This is a genomic window from Priestia sp. MDV22-iso46, from assembly GCF_058629175.1.
On record NZ_JBZVWT010000002.1, the window covers coordinates 57722 to 77344 of the forward strand.

The 19623-nt window shown below is 39.1% G+C and carries 15 protein-coding genes and 1 other annotated feature; of the genes, 13 read left to right on the forward strand and 2 right to left on the reverse strand.

Annotated elements, in window-relative coordinates; genetic code table 11:
- The first annotated feature begins 329 nt into the window (after positions 1-329).
- The 4 genes from clpX (at position 330) to yihA (ending at position 6583) form a co-directional block, all read left to right on the forward strand.
- On the forward strand, positions 330-1595 hold the full coding sequence (clpX, locus tag AC4NPH_RS12180; protein ID WP_013059367.1) for an ATP-dependent protease ATP-binding subunit ClpX: 1266 nt from the start codon (positions 330-332) through the stop codon (positions 1593-1595).
- Between the two features lie 152 nt (positions 1596-1747).
- The gene (gene lonB, locus AC4NPH_RS12185; protein WP_063672733.1) at positions 1748-3415 is read left to right on the forward strand and encodes an ATP-dependent protease LonB; all 1668 of its coding nucleotides are present in this window, start codon (positions 1748-1750) and stop codon (positions 3413-3415) included.
- 259 nt (positions 3416-3674) lie between these two features.
- Positions 3675-5999 carry an endopeptidase La gene (gene lon, locus AC4NPH_RS12190; protein WP_041816624.1) on the forward strand — a complete coding sequence of 775 codons (2325 nt, stop codon included), beginning with the start codon at positions 3675-3677 and terminating at the stop codon, positions 5997-5999.
- Positions 5996-6583, forward strand: coding sequence for a ribosome biogenesis GTP-binding protein YihA/YsxC (gene yihA, locus AC4NPH_RS12195; RefSeq protein ID WP_013059364.1), 588 nt, complete (start codon positions 5996-5998; stop codon positions 6581-6583). The genes lon and yihA overlap by 4 nt, the downstream gene beginning before the upstream one ends.
- A gap of 93 nt (positions 6584-6676) precedes the next feature.
- Here yihA and AC4NPH_RS12200 read toward each other — a convergent pair whose 3' ends face one another.
- Entirely contained in the window at positions 6677-7162 is a 486-nt protein-coding gene (locus AC4NPH_RS12200) for a LiaF transmembrane domain-containing protein (RefSeq protein ID WP_013059363.1), read from the reverse strand.
- 329 nt (positions 7163-7491) lie between these two features.
- Here AC4NPH_RS12200 and hemA point away from each other — a divergent pair, with 329 nt between their 5' ends.
- The 8 genes from hemA (at position 7492) to ysxE (ending at position 16126) form a co-directional block, all read left to right on the forward strand.
- Positions 7492-8832, forward strand: coding sequence for a glutamyl-tRNA reductase (hemA, locus tag AC4NPH_RS12205; protein ID WP_491938768.1), 1341 nt, complete (start codon positions 7492-7494; stop codon positions 8830-8832).
- 14 nt (positions 8833-8846) lie between these two features.
- Positions 8847-9680: a cytochrome C assembly family protein gene (locus AC4NPH_RS12210; RefSeq protein WP_013059361.1), complete on the forward strand. Its 834-nt coding sequence runs from the start codon at positions 8847-8849 to the stop codon at positions 9678-9680.
- A 13-nt stretch (positions 9681-9693) separates the two neighbouring features.
- Complete coding sequence (gene hemC, locus AC4NPH_RS12215; protein ID WP_053487758.1) at positions 9694-10626, forward strand: hydroxymethylbilane synthase; 933 nt, start codon at positions 9694-9696, stop codon at positions 10624-10626.
- A complete protein-coding gene (locus AC4NPH_RS12220; RefSeq protein WP_013059359.1) occupies positions 10626-11399 on the forward strand; it encodes a uroporphyrinogen-III synthase in 774 nt (257 codons plus the stop codon). The genes hemC and AC4NPH_RS12220 overlap by 1 nt, the downstream gene beginning before the upstream one ends.
- A 17-nt stretch (positions 11400-11416) precedes the next feature.
- A complete protein-coding gene (gene hemB / locus AC4NPH_RS12225) occupies positions 11417-12397 on the forward strand; it encodes a porphobilinogen synthase (RefSeq protein WP_013059358.1) in 981 nt (326 codons plus the stop codon).
- A 16-nt stretch (positions 12398-12413) separates the two neighbouring features.
- A complete protein-coding gene (gene hemL, locus AC4NPH_RS12230; RefSeq protein ID WP_013059357.1) occupies positions 12414-13703 on the forward strand; it encodes a glutamate-1-semialdehyde 2,1-aminomutase in 1290 nt (429 codons plus the stop codon).
- Positions 13704-13850: 147 nt separating this feature from the next.
- Positions 13851-14999 (forward strand): stage VI sporulation protein D, encoded by a 1149-nt coding sequence (gene spoVID, locus AC4NPH_RS12235; protein WP_063672731.1) that lies wholly within the window; start codon positions 13851-13853, stop codon positions 14997-14999.
- Positions 15000-15076: 77 nt separating this feature from the next.
- A complete protein-coding gene (gene ysxE, locus AC4NPH_RS12240) occupies positions 15077-16126 on the forward strand; it encodes a spore coat protein YsxE (protein ID WP_013059355.1) in 1050 nt (349 codons plus the stop codon).
- A gap of 11 nt (positions 16127-16137) precedes the next feature.
- Here ysxE and AC4NPH_RS12245 read toward each other — a convergent pair whose 3' ends face one another.
- Positions 16138-16335 (reverse strand): YszA family small membrane protein, encoded by a 198-nt coding sequence (locus AC4NPH_RS12245; RefSeq protein ID WP_013059354.1) that lies wholly within the window; start codon positions 16333-16335, stop codon positions 16138-16140.
- A 230-nt stretch (positions 16336-16565) separates the two neighbouring features.
- Positions 16566-16810, forward strand: a binding site (T-box leader).
- An 82-nt stretch (positions 16811-16892) separates the two neighbouring features.
- Between AC4NPH_RS12245 and AC4NPH_RS12250 the strand changes: the two genes are divergently transcribed.
- Positions 16893-19535, forward strand: a complete 2643-nt coding sequence (locus AC4NPH_RS12250) for a valine--tRNA ligase (protein WP_055992453.1) — start codon at positions 16893-16895, stop codon at positions 19533-19535.
- Positions 19536-19623 lie beyond the last annotated feature (88 nt).

The window sequence follows — 19623 nt, forward strand, 5'->3', positions numbered from 1 at the left end:
AGTTTTTTTATATCATAACCAACACCGTAGAAGCAGCTTTAACCCATTGTTTGAAATCCGTGGTTATGAAATAGGCCCAATAAGAGGACACTATATAATAGCAGATCTCCATTCTGTTATGCTCATCAACAACATATACATAAAACGTTTTAGTATCTATTCAAGAAAATGTATGGTAAAATGCAATACAAATCTTTTCATAGCGCTTTTACTATGTGATAAAGAGGGGCATTTACCTACAAATAGATGAGTTGTTCATGTTGTTGGGCTATAGCGCGGATAGAAATCAGCTTCGAGCACTTTAGTAAATACTACAAGGGGTGAAAATTATGTTTAAATTTAACGATGAAAAAGGGCAGTTAAAATGCTCATTTTGTGGTAAAACACAAGAACAAGTACGCAAGTTAGTTGCGGGTCCAGGTGTTTACATATGCGATGAATGTATTGAACTTTGCACGGAAATCGTAGAAGAAGAGTTAGGTACAGAAGAAGAAGTAGAATTTAAAGATGTACCAAAACCAAAAGAAATTCGTGACATTTTAGATGAGTATGTAATTGGTCAAGAGGATGCGAAAAAATCGTTATCCGTTGCGGTATACAACCATTACAAACGAATCAATTCAAACAGTAAAATTGATGACGTTGAGTTATCAAAAAGTAATATTGCATTAATTGGACCTACAGGAAGCGGTAAAACTTTACTAGCTCAAACATTGGCTCGTATTTTAAACGTACCGTTTGCGATTGCAGATGCAACATCTCTAACAGAAGCGGGTTATGTAGGAGAAGATGTTGAAAACATCTTATTAAAATTAATTCAATCAGCTGATTACGATGTGGAGAAAGCTGAAAAAGGTATCATCTACATCGATGAAATTGATAAAGTAGCGCGTAAGTCTGAAAACCCATCTATTACACGTGATGTATCAGGTGAAGGTGTGCAGCAGGCTCTTCTTAAAATCTTAGAAGGTACTGTAGCAAGTGTTCCTCCTCAAGGTGGACGTAAACACCCTCATCAAGAATTTATTCAAATTGATACAACAAATATTTTATTTATTTGCGGTGGTGCATTTGACGGAATCGAACCTATTATTAAGCGTCGTCTAGGTAAAAAAGTAATTGGTTTCGGTTCAGAAACAAAACAACAAGACTTTACAGAAAAAGAGTTACTAGCAAAAGTATTACCGGAAGATTTATTAAAATTTGGTTTAATTCCAGAGTTTATTGGTCGTTTACCGGTTACTGCTAGCTTAGTGCCTCTTGATGAAGAAGCGCTAGTTGAGATTTTAACAAAACCGAAAAATGCACTAGTGAAACAATATCAAAAAATGCTTGAACTTGATGACGTTGAACTTGAGTTCGAAGACGAGGCTTTAGTAGAAATTTCTAAAAAAGCAATCGAGCGTAAAACAGGTGCTCGTGGTCTACGTTCAATCATTGAAGGTATTATGTTAGATGTAATGTTTGATCTTCCTTCACGTGATGATATTACAAAATGTATTATCACAGGTGAAACTGTTCGTGATCAAGCGGCTCCTAAGTTCGTATTAGAAGACGGATCTACTATTCAAGAAGGCAGCAAAACATCAGCATAAAAAAAGCCGGGTACTCAAATTGAGTATCCGGCTTTTTTCTGTTGATGAAGCACAACTAAATTTTACTTTTTACTAGAATCTTGTTTATTCCTACTGCTGCAGGGAGATAATAACTGATAATTATCTTACTAAACTGCGCAGGAGGTTTATCTATGAACTGGACGAATATTGCCTTAATGGTCCAACTCTTTTTTGGTATCATCATTGGCTTATATTTTTGGAATTTATTACGCAATCAGCGTACGCAAAAAGTCTCAATTGACCGGGATTCAAAGAAAGAAATGGAGCAATTGCAGAAAATGAGAGCCATCTCTTTAACTGAGCCGCTTGCTGAACGTGTGAGGCCGTCTAGCTTCTCCGATATTGTCGGACAAGAGGATGGAATTCGGTCACTAAAGGCTGCCCTTTGCGGCCCTAATCCACAGCACGTGATTGTATACGGGCCGCCTGGAGTAGGAAAAACAGCAGCAGCACGTTTAGTGTTAGAAGAAGCAAAAAAAAATAAAAAATCACCTTTCAAACAATCGGCTGTATTTGTAGAGTTAGATGCAACTACGGCGCGTTTTGATGAGCGAGGCATTGCTGATCCTTTGATTGGGTCTGTTCATGATCCTATTTACCAAGGAGCAGGTGCCATGGGCCAAGCTGGAATTCCGCAGCCAAAACAAGGAGCGGTTACAGATGCACACGGGGGAATTTTATTTATTGATGAAATTGGAGAGCTCCATCCTATTCAGATGAATAAGCTGTTAAAGGTTCTAGAAGATCGAAAAGTGTTTATGGAAAGCGCCTATTACAGCGAAGAAAACACACAAATCCCGACACATATTCACGATATTTTTCAAAATGGGTTGCCAGCAGACTTTCGCTTGATTGGTGCGACGACTAGAACGCCTAATGAAATTCCGCCTGCCATTCGTTCCAGATGCGTAGAGGTATTTTTCCGTGAGCTTGATCGTGACGAAATTATTACAGTTGCAAAAAAAGCAGCAAATAAAGTAAGAATGGATATATCAGAAGAAGGTTTATCTCTTTTTTCTACATATGCACGCAATGGACGTGAAACGGTTAATATGATGCAAATTGCGGCTGGATTAGCGATATCAGAGGAACGAACGGACATTAAAAATGAAGATATTGAATGGATTGTTCATTCTAGTCAACTATCTCCAAGACACGATCCGAAAATTGCAGATGAGGAAAAAGTGGGACTTATTAATGGATTAGCGGTGTACGGGCCCAACTCTGGAGCACTTTTAGAAATTGAAGTCAAAGCGATTCCTGCAAAAGAGAAAGGGAACATTATTATTACAGGTATCGTTGAAGAGGAAAGTATAGGGACTCAAGGGAAGTCTATCCGCCGTAAAAGTATGGCTAAAAGCTCAATTGAAAATGTCATAACGGTTCTTCGTTCAATGGATGTTCCAGCCGATGAGTATGATATTCATGTAAACTTTCCGGGAGGCGTGCCAATTGATGGACCTTCTGCTGGTATTGCGATGGCAACAGGGATCTACTCAGCGATTTATGAAGTGCCAATTAAACATACGGTAGCAATGACAGGAGAAATTGGTCTGCACGGCAACGTAAAGCCAATTGGCGGTGTGATTCCAAAAATCAAGGCAGCAAAACAAGCGGGCGTTCAGACGGTGATTGTGCCAAAGGAAAATATGAATGCAATGGTAGAAAAGGTAAAAGGTATCGATATTATTCCTGTCCATCATTTAACAGAGGTGTTCGAACAAGCACTATTGTCTATACATGAGCATGTTGCACATTTGTCGGTAGATCCAGCTATTTCAAATAGAGAATCTAGCTAATTCTATCATGATAATTAAAAATTAATGGTCAGATGAATATTCATCGCCTTTTTCGCGTATAAAACCTTTATACATAGACAACGAAAAAGGCGTTTTTTTATGAAAAGAGCTTAAAAAGATATATTTTGCCTTTTAATTCTTTCTCATGGTACAATTAGTAATTACTATTGTTAGACATGTGTATACAAATGAGATAAAATTGTTAAAAGAATTCACACTTTACATACTTTAATTGACGAGCATTGGAGGTGTTCATTGCATGGCAGAAAAAGAAAAATTGACAATGCCGCTATTGCCTTTACGAGGTTTGATCGTCTATCCGACAATGGTGCTTCATTTAGATGTTGGGCGAGATAAATCTGTGCAAGCATTAGAAAAAGCAATGATGGATGATCACTTAGTTTGTTTAGTATCACAAAAAGATATGGGTATCGATGAACCAACAAAAGAGGATTTATATAGAACCGGTACGTTAGCAAAGATTAAACAAATGCTAAAGCTGCCGAATGGAACGATGCGCGTCTTAGTAGAAGGACTAAATCGCGTAACCGTTACAGAATTTGAAGACAGCGAAGAATATTTTGTTGTGCACGTGGAAAAGCAAAACGAAGAACATCAGGTTGATGTAGAAGATAAAGCGCTGATGCGCACGCTTTTAGACTATTTCGAACAATACATAAAACTTTCCAAAAAGGTGTCCGTTGAAACTCTTTCAACCGTAAGCGACATTGAAGAACCAGGAAGATTAGCGGATATTGTAGCCTCTCATTTACCAATAAAAATTCAGCTTAAACAAGAAATTTTAGAAATAACTGATGTGAAAGAAAGATTAAATACGATCATTTCTCATATTCAAGACGAGCAAGAAGTTTTGCAGCTGGAGAAAAAAATTGGACAGCGTGTAAAGAAATCAATGGAACGCACTCAGAAAGAGTATTATCTTCGTGAGCAAATGAAGGCGATTCAAAAAGAGCTTGGAGACAAAGAAGGAAAGACGGGAGAAGTAGCAACACTTCGCGAAAAAATTGAAGCAAGTGGGATGACGGACCATGTCAAACAAGTGGCGTTTAAAGAATTGGATCGCTATGAAAAAATTCCTGCTACCTCCGCTGAAAGCTCAGTCATTCGAAATTATATCGAGTGGTTGATTGCGCTACCTTGGACAAATGAAACGGAAGATACGCTCAATATTCATAATGCTGAACAAGTGCTGAACGATGAGCACTATGGCCTTGAAAAAGTGAAGGAACGCGTATTAGAGTATCTAGCTGTGCAGCAGTTGACAAAATCTCTTAAAGGCCCTATTTTATGTTTAGCAGGACCTCCTGGCGTAGGGAAAACATCCCTAGCCCGTTCAATTGCTACGTCTCTAGATCGTCATTTTGTACGAGTGTCTCTAGGCGGCGTGAGAGATGAGTCAGAAATCCGCGGTCATCGTCGCACGTACGTGGGAGCTATGCCTGGACGCATTATTCAAGGAATGAAAAAAGCAGGAACGATTAATCCGGTATTTCTGCTTGATGAAATCGATAAAATGTCAAATGATTTCCGTGGAGACCCGTCTTCTGCTTTGTTAGAAGTATTGGATCCTGAACAAAACCATAATTTCAGCGATCACTATATAGAAGAAACGTATGATTTATCAAAAGTGATGTTCGTGGCTACAGCTAATAACTTAGCTACGATTCCGGGGCCGTTGCGCGATCGAATGGAAATTATTCAAATTGCTGGTTACACGGAGCTGGAAAAGCTTGAAATCGCGAAGCGTCACCTATTGCTGCGCCAGCTAGAAAATCACGGATTGCAAAAGGGCAATTTGCAGATTCGCGATGACGCGTTAACAGCAATCATCCGTTTATATACGAGAGAAGCCGGTGTTCGTAACCTTGAACGCGAAATTGCTTCCATTTGCCGAAAAGCAGCTCGTATCGTAGTCTCTGGCGAGAAAAAGCGCGTGGTGGTGACGGCCAAAACGCTTGAAGAATTCCTTGGTAAGCCTAGGTTCCGTTACGGACAGGCTGAGACGGAAGATCAAGTCGGCGTTGCTACAGGTCTTGCTTACACAACTGTAGGAGGAGACACGCTAGCCATTGAAGTAAGCTTGTCCCCTGGTAAAGGAAGACTAGTGCTAACCGGAAAGCTTGGAGACGTAATGAAAGAATCAGCTCAGGCAGCATTTAGCTACGTGCGTTCAAATACAGAGAAACTAGGAATTGATGAAAAGTTTTATGAAAAACATGATATTCATATCCATGTTCCAGAAGGAGCTGTACCAAAGGATGGACCTTCTGCAGGAATTACCATTGCCACTGCTCTAGTATCAGCACTAACGGGTAAACCAGTGCGCAGAGAAGTAGGAATGACAGGAGAAATTACACTAAGAGGTCGCGTATTACCAATCGGCGGTTTAAAAGAAAAGTCACTTAGTGCACATCGTGCCGGATTAACTAAAATATTAATCCCTCATGATAATGAACGTGATATTGAAGATATCCCTGACAGTGTACAAGAGGAATTAGACATCGTTCTTGTGTCACATGTGGACCAAGTATTGGAACATGCGCTAGTAGGAGAGGTAAAATGAAAGTAACTCAAGCCGATATTGTCATCAGTGCCGTACGCCCTGAACAATATCCTAAAGAAAACCTGCCAGAGTTTGCGTTAGCAGGCCGTTCAAATGTAGGGAAATCATCTTTTATTAACAAGATGCTCAATCGCAAAAGCTTAGCGCGTACGTCGTCTAAGCCCGGAAAAACTCAAACGCTTAACTTCTTTTTAATTAATGAAATCCTTCACTTTGTAGACGTACCTGGCTACGGATTTGCAAAAGTGTCTAAAAAAGAGCGTGAAGCATGGGGGAAAATGATTGAAACGTATTTAACAAATCGTGAGCAGCTTAAAGCTGTGTTAATGATTGTTGATCTACGCCATGCCCCTTCAAAGGATGACGTTATGATGTATGAGTTTTTGAAGCACCATGACCTTCCCGTTATGGTTATTGCGACGAAAGCTGATAAAATTCCTAAAGGAAAATGGCAAAAGCACTTAAAAGTAGTGAGAGAAACGCTGGACTTAGATCCAAATGATGAATTAATTCATTTCTCATCTGAAACAGGTGAAGGAAAAGATAAAGCGTGGAAATCTTTGCAGTATCGCATGACTCACTAAACAAAGGAATAGAATCTAAAAAAATGGAACGTTTATCATCACTCTAACAGGAAGTGAGTCAAACGTTCCATTTTTTTAACTTGTTTACATAGATTACTTTCGTTTGAAAAATAATAAATATAGCCCAACTAGTAACAATAAAATAGGCCAGAAGGTTGTTAAATAATTTACGCCGTCTTCAACTTTTGGCAAAAATAGTTTAAGACGGTCTGAAAACATCATTAAAATGGCAATAATTAAAAGGGTGCCGCCTTGGAAAAAGCCTGATTTGGCTTTTCTAGCACTGAGTAAAAAGCTAATGGCCACCATAAAAACGACCATGCTAATATTCGTAGGCCAAAAGGGAATTTGTTCACTTACATAGAAATGAATACCTAAAGTGATTAATATGTAGCTTGCAAGCAAGTTTGAATGATCTTGAGATAAAGCAGACTCAGTTAACAGGGCTGCTCCTATTAAAATTAACAGTACAGGCCACGTGTATACCTTTGCTGCAATGCTCATATGTAGTTCATTCAGTAAGAAAAAGATTCCAAATCCAACTAGTAAGACACCAAAAAACATTGATTGCTTTTTCATAGTAACCTCCAGGTGTTTCAAAACAGAAAACGTGATAAAACGCTGCTTTTTTGATACAATTTATTACGGAATAACAGTTAATATCTTAACACATGTTTTCAAAGACTGTTCACATTTTTTTTTCGAATGACTTATAGAACATGTTATAATAGTTAGAGATAAGGCGAAGCTTACACCTGTGTAATGTCCGCCGCTTTTTACGAATAGTAGAATGAAGAACGCCGGATTTTACGGGCAGTTATCTCACTGTAGCTCTTTGGAAATTTAGGGGTTACTGCCCGTCAAATTCGGATAAATAAGCACATTTCAATTATAGGGGGTATGTACAAATGCATATTATAGCAGTCGGCTTAAACTTTCGAACAGCCCCTGTTGAAATAAGAGAAAAGCTTAGTTTTAATGAGCAAGAACTAGCAGCTGCCATGAAAACGTTAAGCGGCCAAAAAAGTATTTTGGAAAACATCATTGTTTCAACATGCAATCGTACGGAAATTTATGCTGTTGTTGATCAATTACACACGGGCCGTTATTATGTAAAAGCATTTTTAGCTGAATGGTTCGGAATAGATAAAGAAGAGTTTTCGCCTTATTTAACCATCTATGAAAATGATGGAGCCATCGAACATTTATACCGAGTAGCATGTGGATTAGATTCAATGGTGATTGGTGAAACACAAATTCTTGGACAAGTGCGTTCAAGCTTTTTGCTTGCTCAAGAAGAAGAAACAATTGGAACGGTTTTTAATCAGCTGTTTAAACAAGCTGTGACATTAGCCAAAAAAGCTCATCATGAAACAGAAATTGGTGCGAATGCAGTTTCTGTCAGCTATGCAGCTGTAGAGCTTGCTAAAAAGATTTTTGGAGACTTATCATCCAAACATGTGTTGATTCTTGGTGCGGGAAAAATGGGTCAGCTTGCCGTACAGAATTTATATGGCAGCGGAGCTAAAAAAGTAACGGTAGTGAATCGAACATTTGAAAAGGCACAAGAGCTAGCAAACCGTTTTTCTGGAGAAGCCAAACCGTTTGCTGATCTTCAACATGCTTTAAGCGAAGCAGATATCTTAATTAGTTCAACAGGGGCTAATGACTATGTAGTAACGAAACAAATGATGAGTGAAGCCGAGCGTACGCGTAAAGGTCGTCCATTGTTTATGGTAGACATCGCCGTTCCGCGTGACTTAGATCCAGAACTAGACGAGCTAGAGACGGTCTTTTTATATGATATCGACGATTTAAACGGGATTGTAGAATCCAATTTGCAAGAGCGTCAAAAAGCTGCGGATGAAATTGAAATTATGCTTGAAGCTGAAATTGTTGCTTTCAAGTCTTGGCTTGGTACATTAGGCGTTGTGCCTGTTATTTCTGCACTTCGTCAAAAAGCACTTACCATTCAAGCTGAAACGATGAAAAGCATTGATCGTAAGCTTCCAGATTTATCTGAGCGTGAGCGCAAAGTTTTAAATAAACATACAAAAAGTATAATTAATCAACTTCTTCGCGATCCAATTTTACACGCGAAAGAATTGGCTGGAGAGAAACATGCTGAAGAGTCTTTAGAGCTGTTCATGAAAATTTTTAATATTGAACAGGAAGTTGCTTTACAAAAAGAAAAAGAAGAGCAGCTTCATACATCGATTACGTCTCATTCAGTAGCTTATCAGTCTTAAGTGAGGATTGAATAATGGTTGATATGGAATTAACCAGAATCTATGAATTGATTGTGATTTTATACGCGGTGAGCGTTTTATTATATTTTATTGATTTTGTACAAAATAACCGGAAGGCAAACTCGATAGCCTTCTGGTTACTTTCTATTGTGTGGGTTTTGCAAACAGCCTTTTTAATTTTACGAATGTTTGAGACGGGAAGGTTTCCTATTCTTACCGTTTCTGAAGGGCTGTATTTTTACGCGTGGGTCTTAATTACTCTTTCACTTGTGATTAATCGCCTGTTCCGCGTTGATTTTATGGTGTTTTTTACAAATGTGATTGGTTTCTTAATTATGGCTATTCATACGTTTGCTCCACTTGAAACATACACTGCTGTCCAGTCGGAGCGCCTTGTGTCAGAATTATTAATCATTCATATTACTATGGCTATTTTATCTTATGGCGCTTTTTCAGTCTCTTTTGTTTTTTCCGCTCTGTATCTTGTTCAGTATAATTTATTGAAAAAGAAGAAGTGGGGCAAGCGCTTGCTAAGAATTGAAGATTTAACAAAGCTAGATTACATGTCCTATGTATTAATTTTAATTGGTGTACCGCTGTTATTGCTTTCGTTAATCTTAGGAATCATATGGGCTTATATTAAATACGTAGATTTTCATTGGTACGATACAAAAGTGTTAGGTTCATTTTTAATGTTTGTTGCATACAGCGCTTACTTGTATGCTAGACTGCGTAGAGGTATTCAAGGAAAGGCAATCGCAATGTGGAATATTGGATTGTTCTTAGTCTTACTTATTAATTTCTTTTTATTTGGCAGTTTATCGAATTTTCACTTTTGGGGTTCGTAATTAGGAGGACAACATGCGAAAAATTATTGTCGGCTCTCGTCGAAGCAAACTTGCGTTAACACAGACCAAGTGGGTCATTGAACAGTTAAAAAAACAAGGTCTTCCTTTTGAGTTTGAAATTAAAGAAATGGTTACAAAAGGGGACCAAATTTTAAATGTAACGCTGTCCAAAGTAGGCGGTAAAGGTCTTTTTGTAAAAGAAATTGAACAAGCCATGTTAGATAAAGAAATTGATATGGCCGTTCATAGTATGAAAGATATGCCGGCTGTTTTGCCAGAAGGATTAACGATTGGATGTATTCCTTTACGAGAAGATCATCGTGATGCGCTTATTTCAAAAAATGGCGAGCGATTTGAGGAGCTACCAAGCGGTGCTGTGATTGGGACAAGCAGCTTGCGTCGAGGGGCACAGCTTCTATCTATGCGTTCAGATATCGAAATTAAATGGATTCGAGGAAATATCGACACACGCCTAGAGAAATTAAAAAATGAAGATTACGATGCGATTATCTTGGCAGCTGCAGGGTTATCTCGTATGGGCTGGTCGAAAGATACGGTCACTCAGTACCTAGAGCCGGAAATAAGTGTTCCCGCTGTGGGACAAGGAGCTTTAGCTATCGAATGCCGAGAAAATGACCATGAATTATTATCGCTTCTTCAAGCTCTAAATCATGATGAAACCGCTCGTGCTGTTAGAGCTGAACGCGTATTTTTAAAAGAGATGGAAGGCGGATGCCAAGTGCCGATTGCGGGTTATGGGCGTATATTGGACGGCGGAAACATTGAGCTAACGTCGCTAGTTGCGTCTCCTGATGGCAAAACGATTTACAAAGAGCACATTACGGGAAAAGACCCCGTTGCTATCGGTTCAGAAGCTGCTGAGCGCTTAACATCTCAAGGAGCTAAGCTTTTAATTGACCGTGTAAAAGAGGAGCTGGACAAATAATGAGTCATGAGGCTCCTCTTTTTTTGAAAAAAGTTTTGATTACAAGAGAAGCGAAGCAGGCTCATTCATTTGCAGCACAGGTTAAAAAGCTTGGAGGCATACCTTTAAGCTTACCAGTCCTCACGTTCGTACGTTCTAACAATGAAAAAGAAGTGGAAGATGTCCTGCTGTCGATTGACTGTTTTGATTGGATTGTTTTTACAAGTCAAAACGGCATTTCTTTTTTCTTTGAATGGCTAAAAGAGTTAAATATCAGTTGGAGTGTTTTAAAAAGATTAAAAGTGGCTGCGGTTGGAGAAAAAACCGCAAAATTGCTAGAAAAACACGATGTTAATGTGCAACTTGTTCCAAAAGAATACGTTGCGGAATCACTTCTTGAGTCGTTAAAAGCAAATGTGTCACATCACGAGCGAGTTCTCCTTGTACGAGGACAATTAGCCCGCTCTGTTTTAAAAGATGGGTTAAAAGAGTGTGAGGTAACGGATCTAGTTGTATATCAGACCATTCGAAATCAAGACTCTGAACGCTTGGTTAAGCAACATTTAGAAACAGGAATTGATGCCATTACTTTTACAAGTTCTTCTACAGTGAGATTTTTTGTCGAGTCAGTTAAAGATATTCCGAATTGGCTTGAGCTTATAAATAGAACCAAAGTTGTTTGCATCGGTCCTATTACGAGTCAGACAGCGAGCGAATATGGAATTAAGCATCTTGTTCCTAACACATACACAATAAATGGTATGATAGATATGTTGGTTAGTTGTTTTGAATAATAAAGGAGGATTTTAACATGAAAGATTTACAATTTACACGTCATCGTCGTCTTCGTAATTCTGTAAATATGCGTGCGCTTGTACGCGAAACACATTTACATCCTGAAGACTTTATATATCCTATTTTTATTGTAGAAGGTGAACAAAAAAGAAATGCTGTAAAATCAATGCCAGGTGTGGATCAAATTTCTTTAGACTACTTGAATGATGAAATCCAAGAGTTAGTCGATTTAGGAATCAAGTCAGCTATGGTATTTGGTGTTCCCGCTGAAAAAGATGCGGTGGGCTCACAGGCATACCATGACCACGGAATTGTCCAAAAAGGTATTCGTCAAATTAAAGAAAATTTTCCAGACTTTGTTGTTATCGCAGATACATGCTTATGTCAATACACAGATCATGGCCACTGTGGTGTAATTGAAGACGGAAAAATCTTAAACGATCCTAGCCTTGACTTATTAGCGCGTACAGCGGTTAGTCAAGCTAAAGCAGGAGCGGATATTATTGCGCCTTCAAACATGATGGACGGTTTCGTGGCAGCTATTCGCCACGGTCTAGACGAAGGTGGATTTGAAGATGTGCCCGTGATGTCTTATGCAGTTAAATATGCATCTGCTTTTTACGGACCATTCCGCGATGCAGCGCATTCTTCTCCTCAATTTGGAGACCGTAAAACATATCAAATGGACCCAGCCAATCGCTTAGAAGCACTTCGAGAAGCAGAATCTGATGTCGAAGAAGGAGCAGATTTCTTAATTGTAAAACCAGCTCTATCATATTTAGATATTATGCGCGATGTGAAAAATACGTTTAATTTACCGGTAGTGGCTTATAATGTGAGCGGTGAATATTCAATGATTAAAGCGGCAGCTCAAAACGGCTGGGTAAATGAAAAAGAGATTGTTCTTGAAAAATTAATTAGCATGAAGCGTGCAGGAGCGGATTTAATTGTAACGTATCATGCTAAAGACGCAGCACGCTGGTTATCTGACAAGTAATTAAGGAGGCTTACACATGAGAAGTTATGAAAAGTCAAAAGCAGCTTTTTTAGAAGCGCAGCAATTAATGCCGGGTGGAGTAAACAGTCCTGTTCGTGCATTTAAATCAGTAGATATGGATCCTATTTTTATGGAACGAGGAAAAGGCGCTACGATTTACGATATTGACGGCAACAAATATATTGACTACGTCTTATCATGGGGACCTTTAATTCACGGACATTCCAACGATCAAGTAGTTGAAGCAGTAAAAAAAGTAACGGAATCTGGTACAAGCTTTGGTGCACCAACATTAATTGAAAATGAGCTTGCTAAGGTTGTTATTGAGCGCGTTCCTTCAATCGAAATCGTCCGTATGGTGAGTTCAGGTACGGAAGCAACGATGAGCGCACTGCGTTTAGCACGTGGCTATACGGGCCGCAACAAAATTTTAAAATTTGAAGGCTGTTACCATGGACACGGTGACTCTCTTCTAATTAAAGCTGGCTCAGGCGTTGCAACGTTAGGCCTACCAGATAGCCCGGGAGTGCCTGAAGGAATCGCTAAAAACACGATTACAGTGCCGTACAATGATTTAGAAAGCGTACAATATGCTTTTAAAGAATTCGGAGATGACATTGCCGGAGTAATCGTTGAACCGGTAGCAGGAAATATGGGTGTGGTACCGCCTCAGCCAGGTTTCTTACAAGGGCTTCGTGATATCACATCTGAATATGGCTCACTGCTCATTTTTGATGAAGTAATGACAGGGTTTCGCGTAGCGTACAACTGTGCACAGGGCTACTATAACATTACGCCTGACTTAACTTGCTTAGGAAAAGTAATCGGTGGTGGTTTACCAGTAGGTGCTTACGGTGGTAAAGCAGAAATTATGGAGCGAGTTGCACCAAGCGGCCCGATTTATCAAGCAGGTACATTATCAGGTAATCCGCTTGCGATGACAGCTGGATACGAGACGTTAACGCAGCTAACACCTCAATCCTACGATGAGTTCATTCGTAAAGCAGATCGCTTAGAAGAAGGATTGATGGCAGCAGCTGAAAAATATGATGTGCCGTTTACGGTAAACCGAGCTGGTTCAATGATCGGTTTCTTCTTTACAAACGAACAGGTAATAAATTACGAAACAGCGAAAACATCGAATTTAGATTATTTTGCAGCTTACTATCGTGAAATGGCTAATGAAGGCGTGTTTTTACCTCCTTCTCAATTCGAAGGAATGTTTTTATCAACTTCTCATACAGATGCAGACATTGAACATACAATTGCAGCAGCTGAAAAAGCTTTTTCGAAGTTACGTGGATAAACAGATAAATAAGATTGACTTTTATATCAAAGCTTACGGAGTATTCCGTAAGCTTTTTTAGTTTTAAAGACATATTTTAATTTATTTGTTCATACATCTTTAATGACCGCGCTATTACCTGGCGGGTGTTGGAAGGGGGAGAACAATTTGTCGCAGGATAATTTATCATGTCTGCGTTTTTCCGTAGAAGAATCAGTATGGTTTCAAAAAGGACAGGAAGTCTCACAACTTTTGTCTATCTCCTTAGAGCCTCAAGTATCTATTCAAGAATATGACCAATACGTGTCTATTCGAGGAGCATTACAATTAACAGGTGAATACGAAACGTACGAGGGAGAGCACTCGTTACGCGAATATACAAATGAGAATCAAGTGCAATCTATCTCTGTCCGTGAAGACGGAACGGCTGAATTATCACATCAATTTCCTGTTGATATTACCATTCCTAAAAATCGTATTCAAAGTATTGAAGATGTATATGTATCTATTGATTTATTTGATTATGAATTGCCGGGCACAAATCAGCTGCAGCTAATGGCTGACTTGTCCATCACAGGGTTGTACGGAGAACAGCATGAAGAACGAGAAGAAGAGGAAGAGTTTTCGGAGGAACAGCACATCGTCTCCTATGAAGAAGTGGACGATGCTGAAGAAGTATATACTGAAAACGTTGCTCAAGAAGAAGAGGAACAAGAGGAACAAGAGTTTGACGTAAGCTATCGTGAAGCTCCCGCACTTTTAGAGGCAGAGGCTATTGAAGAAGATCATTCAGAAGAGCCCCCTAGTTATTTTTCATCTGTATTTAAAAAAGAATCTCGTGCTGAGCCGGTCGTGGAATATGAAGAGGAAGCATATGAACCATTTGAAGTCGAAGTGAAAAAAGAGGCCCAAATCGAGGAAGAAAGAGAAGACAACGTGATTGAGCTCTTTCAGCTTCGTCAAGAGCAAGAAAGCTTCGAAGAATCGAAAGCTAGTGAATTGAATACGTATGCTGACGTTCAACAAGAGACTGAGCAAGAAGAAGCTGAACAAGAAGAGGAAAAGATTATTGTTGAATTTCGGAAAGAAGAAAATGAAAGCGGCCGAAATGAAAACGCCCTTTATTTAACAAAGCTCTTTTCGCGGGAAGAAGAAGCTTTTTCAACGTGGAAGCTTTGTATTGTTCAAGACGGAGATTCGCTTGATACGATAGCAAACCGCTATAATACGAATGTACAAAACATTTTACGAGTAAATAATTTAGAAGATGAATATGAGCTGGAAGAAGGAAGCATCTTAAATATTCCCGTTCGTTAAAGTCGGAAAGAAAACAGTTTTGACGCATATAATGTCTTAACTGTTTTCTTTATTTTTTACGAGGAAGGAGAATATAGATGCAGCGGACAGTAGCAGACTACAAAGTATTGTTAAAAGAATATGACTTAGATGTTGACTTTATCGAAGACTACGGAAAAGTAAAAAAAGTCTATACGAAAACCGGCGTGTTTGCGCTTAAAGAAATGGCGAATCATCAAGAGCGAAATCAAAACTTCATTCAAAAGCTGCAGAACGTGTATCAAAAAGGATGGATGGGATTTGTCCCTATTTATCAAACGAAGCGTTCTCAGCCCATTGTTTCAGATGAAAGCGGCTCGTATTACTTAATGCCGTGGCTCCCAAATAATCCGACCGAAGAGCGTGATATTCGATATCATAAATTATTTCAAGAGCTTGCTAAGCTTCACGGCGCTTCGGCGCAGGAAGTAGAAGTGAAAAAAGAAGATATAGAAAATCATTATACATCGATGAAAGAAACGTGGGAAAAACGTCAGGAAGAGCTGAAGCAGTACGTAGTAGAATACGAGAAGAAAGTTTATATGTCCCCGTTTGAATTGCATTACTGTACATTTTATTATGAAATGACAAGAGCGCTTGAATTTGGTTTTGGAAAGCTCGATCAGTGGAACGATGAAATGGAAGAAAAGGAAAAGATCCGGCTGGTTACTTCTCATGGAAAGCTATCGGCTAAACATTTTATCTATGACGAGCGGGGAAATGGTTTTTTTATTAATTTTGAACATGCAAAAGATGCTTCACCGATTTATGATTTGGTCTCATTTTATTTCCGTACTCTTCGCACATACCCAGTAACTACCTATGACAGCTATGAGTGGTTTAGTACGTATGAAAAACATTTTGCTCTCAGAGAAGAGGAACGGCTGCTTTTGCACAGTTATTTGGCGTTTCCAGAACCCTTGTATCAGTGCATCGTTCAATATAGGCAGCATAAAGAAAGTAAAACAGAGCTTGAACATATGCAGTCATTTATTCGAGCATACTGGCTGACGAAAAACATTGAACAGCTCAATATTAAAATATTTGAAGTAGATCAGCAAAAAAAAATGGCAGCGGAAGCAGCTGCACAAGCCCAAGCGAACGAATAGCGCTTGGGTTTTTAAATCCAGTCGGAATATAAAGCAACCGCTAGTATGGCAAGCAATGCCAACAACAGTACATCAAAGGTTGTAGGGAAAAATAGTGTACGTATACCTTGAAAAATTGTTAAAGGAACAATAAACTGTCCACAAGCCGCTCCTGCTGTTTTGAGCCACCGCTGCAGCTGATACGAATTTACATTTATTCGTTTCTTCATTTGTACATGCCCCTTTCAATCCACGTGCCCAGGTTAAAGTAAGTATATGAAAAAAGAAAGAAATGGTGACATTTTTTTGAGTGGGCTCTTCATTTTATTTCCAAAATTAGCGAGCGAATGAAAAAATAAAGAGCAGAACAAAAAAATTATGAATATAATCATAAAAAAATGGAGAAGATTATTGACGATTCAACATTTTTTCATATAGTATAATTAAGAGAAATTCATACATAAATACAGTGAATAGGAAGAGTACGGGATGTTCGTCTTTCAGAGAGAGAAATCAGTTGCTGTGAGATTTCTTAAGAATGTGCACTCGGAATGTCGCCTATGAGTAGCTTTTTTGAACAGCTGCATAGCTCAGTAGAAAAAGCCGGTTAATCAACCGTTATGAAATGAAGTGTATAGGCTTATCAAACGGGATACGTCTATAAAAAAAGGTGGTACCGCGAAATCAACTCCTTTCGTCCTTTTATTAGGAAAGGAGTTTTTTTATGTTTATAAAAGCTTTACACAGTTTCTAAGGACTGAAACTTTATATTATGGAGGTATACATTATGTCTGAAAAAGAAGTGACTCTTCCAACGAAGTATGATCCAAAAGCCGTTGAAGAAAATCGTTATCAGTATTGGTTAGACGGGAAGTTTTTTGAAGCAACAAATGACCCTGAAAAAGAGCCATATACAATTGTAATTCCACCCCCAAACGTAACGGGCAAGCTGCATTTAGGCCACGCTTGGGATACAACGTTACAAGACATCTTAACGCGTATGAAGCGCATGCAAGGCTATGACGTTTTATGGCTTCCTGGCATGGACCATGCGGGGATTGCAACGCAGGCAAAAGTAGAAGAAAAGCTTCGCAGCGAAGGGAAAAGCCGCTACGATCTAGGCCGCGAAAATTTTGTAGCCGAAACGTGGAAATGGAAAGAAGAATATGCAAGCTTTATTCGCCAGCAGTGGTCGAAGCTAGGACTTGGCTTAGACTATTCACGCGAGCGCTTCACGCTTGATGAAGGCCTTTCTAAAGCAGTGCGCGAAGTATTCGTAACGCTTTACAAAAAAGGGTTAATCTATCGCGGAGAATATATTATTAACTGGGATCCAGCTACAAAAACAGCTCTTTCAGACATCGAGGTTATTTACAAAGATGTACAAGGTGCGTTTTATCATATGCGCTATCCGTTGGCAGATGGTTCTGGACATATTGAAATCGCAACAACTCGTCCTGAAACAATGCTAGGAGATACGGCTGTAGCTGTTCACCCTGAAGATGATCGCTATAAGCACTTAATTGGCAAAAAGGTTGTCCTTCCGATTGTAGGGCGTGAAATTCCAATCGTAGGCGATGATTATGTAGATATGGAATTCGGTTCTGGTGCGGTGAAAATCACGCCTGCTCATGACCCGAACGATTTTGAAATTGGAAACCGTCATAATTTAGAGCGTATTTTAGTGATGAATCAAGACGGTACGATGAACGACAAAGCAGGTAAATATGAAGGAATGGATCGTTTTGCTTGCCGTAAGCAAATTGTTAAAGACCTTCAAGAAGACGGTGTATTGTTCAACATTGAAGACCACATGCATTCAGTAGGTCACAGTGAACGAAGCGGTGCCGTTGTTGAACCTTATTTATCAACTCAGTGGTTTGTAAAAATGCAGCCGTTAGCAGATAAAGCAGTAGATCTTCAAAAACAAGAAGAAAAAGTAAACTTTGTGCCTGATCGTTTTGAAAAGACATACTTACACTGGATGGAAAATATTCGCGACTGGTGTATTTCACGTCAGCTTTGGTGGGGACATCGCATTCCAGCTTGGTATCATAAAAAAACTGGAGAAGTATACGTAGATCATGAGGCTCCAGCAGATATCGAAAACTGGGAACAAGATTCAGATGTATTAGACACATGGTTCAGTTCAGCGCTATGGCCATTCTCAACAATGGGCTGGCCCGATGTGGATGCAGCTGATTTCAAACGCTACTACCCAACAAATGTGCTTGTAACAGGCTACGATATTATTTTCTTCTGGGTATCTCGTATGATTTTCCAAGGTCTTGAATTTACGGGTAAACGTCCGTTTGACGATGTACTCATTCACGGTCTTGTACGAGATGCTGAAGGTCGTAAAATGAGTAAATCACTTGGTAACGGTGTAGATCCAATGGAAGTAATCGAGAAATACGGTGCAGATTCTCTTCGCTACTTCTTATCTACAGGAAGCTCACCAGGACAAGATTTACGCTTCAGCTTTGAAAAAGTCGAAGCGACATGGAACTTTGCAAATAAAATTTGGAATGCTTCTCGTTTTGCATTAATGAACATGGACGGCATCACATTTGAAGAGCTTGATTTATCAGGCGAAAAGTCTGTTGCTGATAAATGGATTTTAACGCGCTTAAATGAAACGATTGAGCACGTAACAAAATTAGCTGACAAATATGAATTCGGTGAAGTTGGACGTATTCTCTATAACTTTATTTGGGATGATTTCTGCGATTGGTACATTGAAATGGCTAAACTTCCTCTTTACGGAGAAGATGAAGCAGTTAAAAAGACAACTCGCTCAATTTTAGCTTATGTACTTGATAATACAATGCGACTTTTACATCCATTCATGCCGTTTATTACCGAAGAAATTTGGCAAAGCTTGCCGCATGAAGGCGAATCAATTACAGTAGCTAAATGGCCGGAAGTACGCCCTGAGCTTTCTGATAAAGAAGCTGCTAACGATATGCGTTTACTTGTAGATATTATCCGCGCTGTTCGTAACATTCGTGCTGAAGTGAACACGCCGATGAGCAAACAAGTAAAATTATTTATCAAAGCTAAAGATGAAAATATTCAAAGCCAGCTCGAAAAGAACCGTGCGTATGTAGAACGTTTCTGTAATCCAAGTGAGCTTGTGATTTCAACAGATGTTTCATTAGATGAAAAAGCGATGACTGCTGTTGTAACAGGCGCAGAATTAATTTTACCTCTTGAAGGTTTAATTAATATCGAAGAAGAAATCGCGCGTTTAGAAAAAGAATACGACAAGTTAAACAAAGAAGTAGAACGTGTACAAAAGAAATTAAACAACCAAGGCTTTATTGCAAAAGCGCCTGCTAAAGTAGTAGAAGAAGAGCGTGCAAAAGAGCAGGATTATGTTGAAAAACGCGAAGCTGTTCAGTCTCGTATTGCTGAATTACGCGGATAATCAATGGGTTAATGAACCAACAGAAAAAGCGTGGCTTGTATAGCGACGCTTTTTCTTTACATAATAATAGCGATGGAAAAGAAAGGTG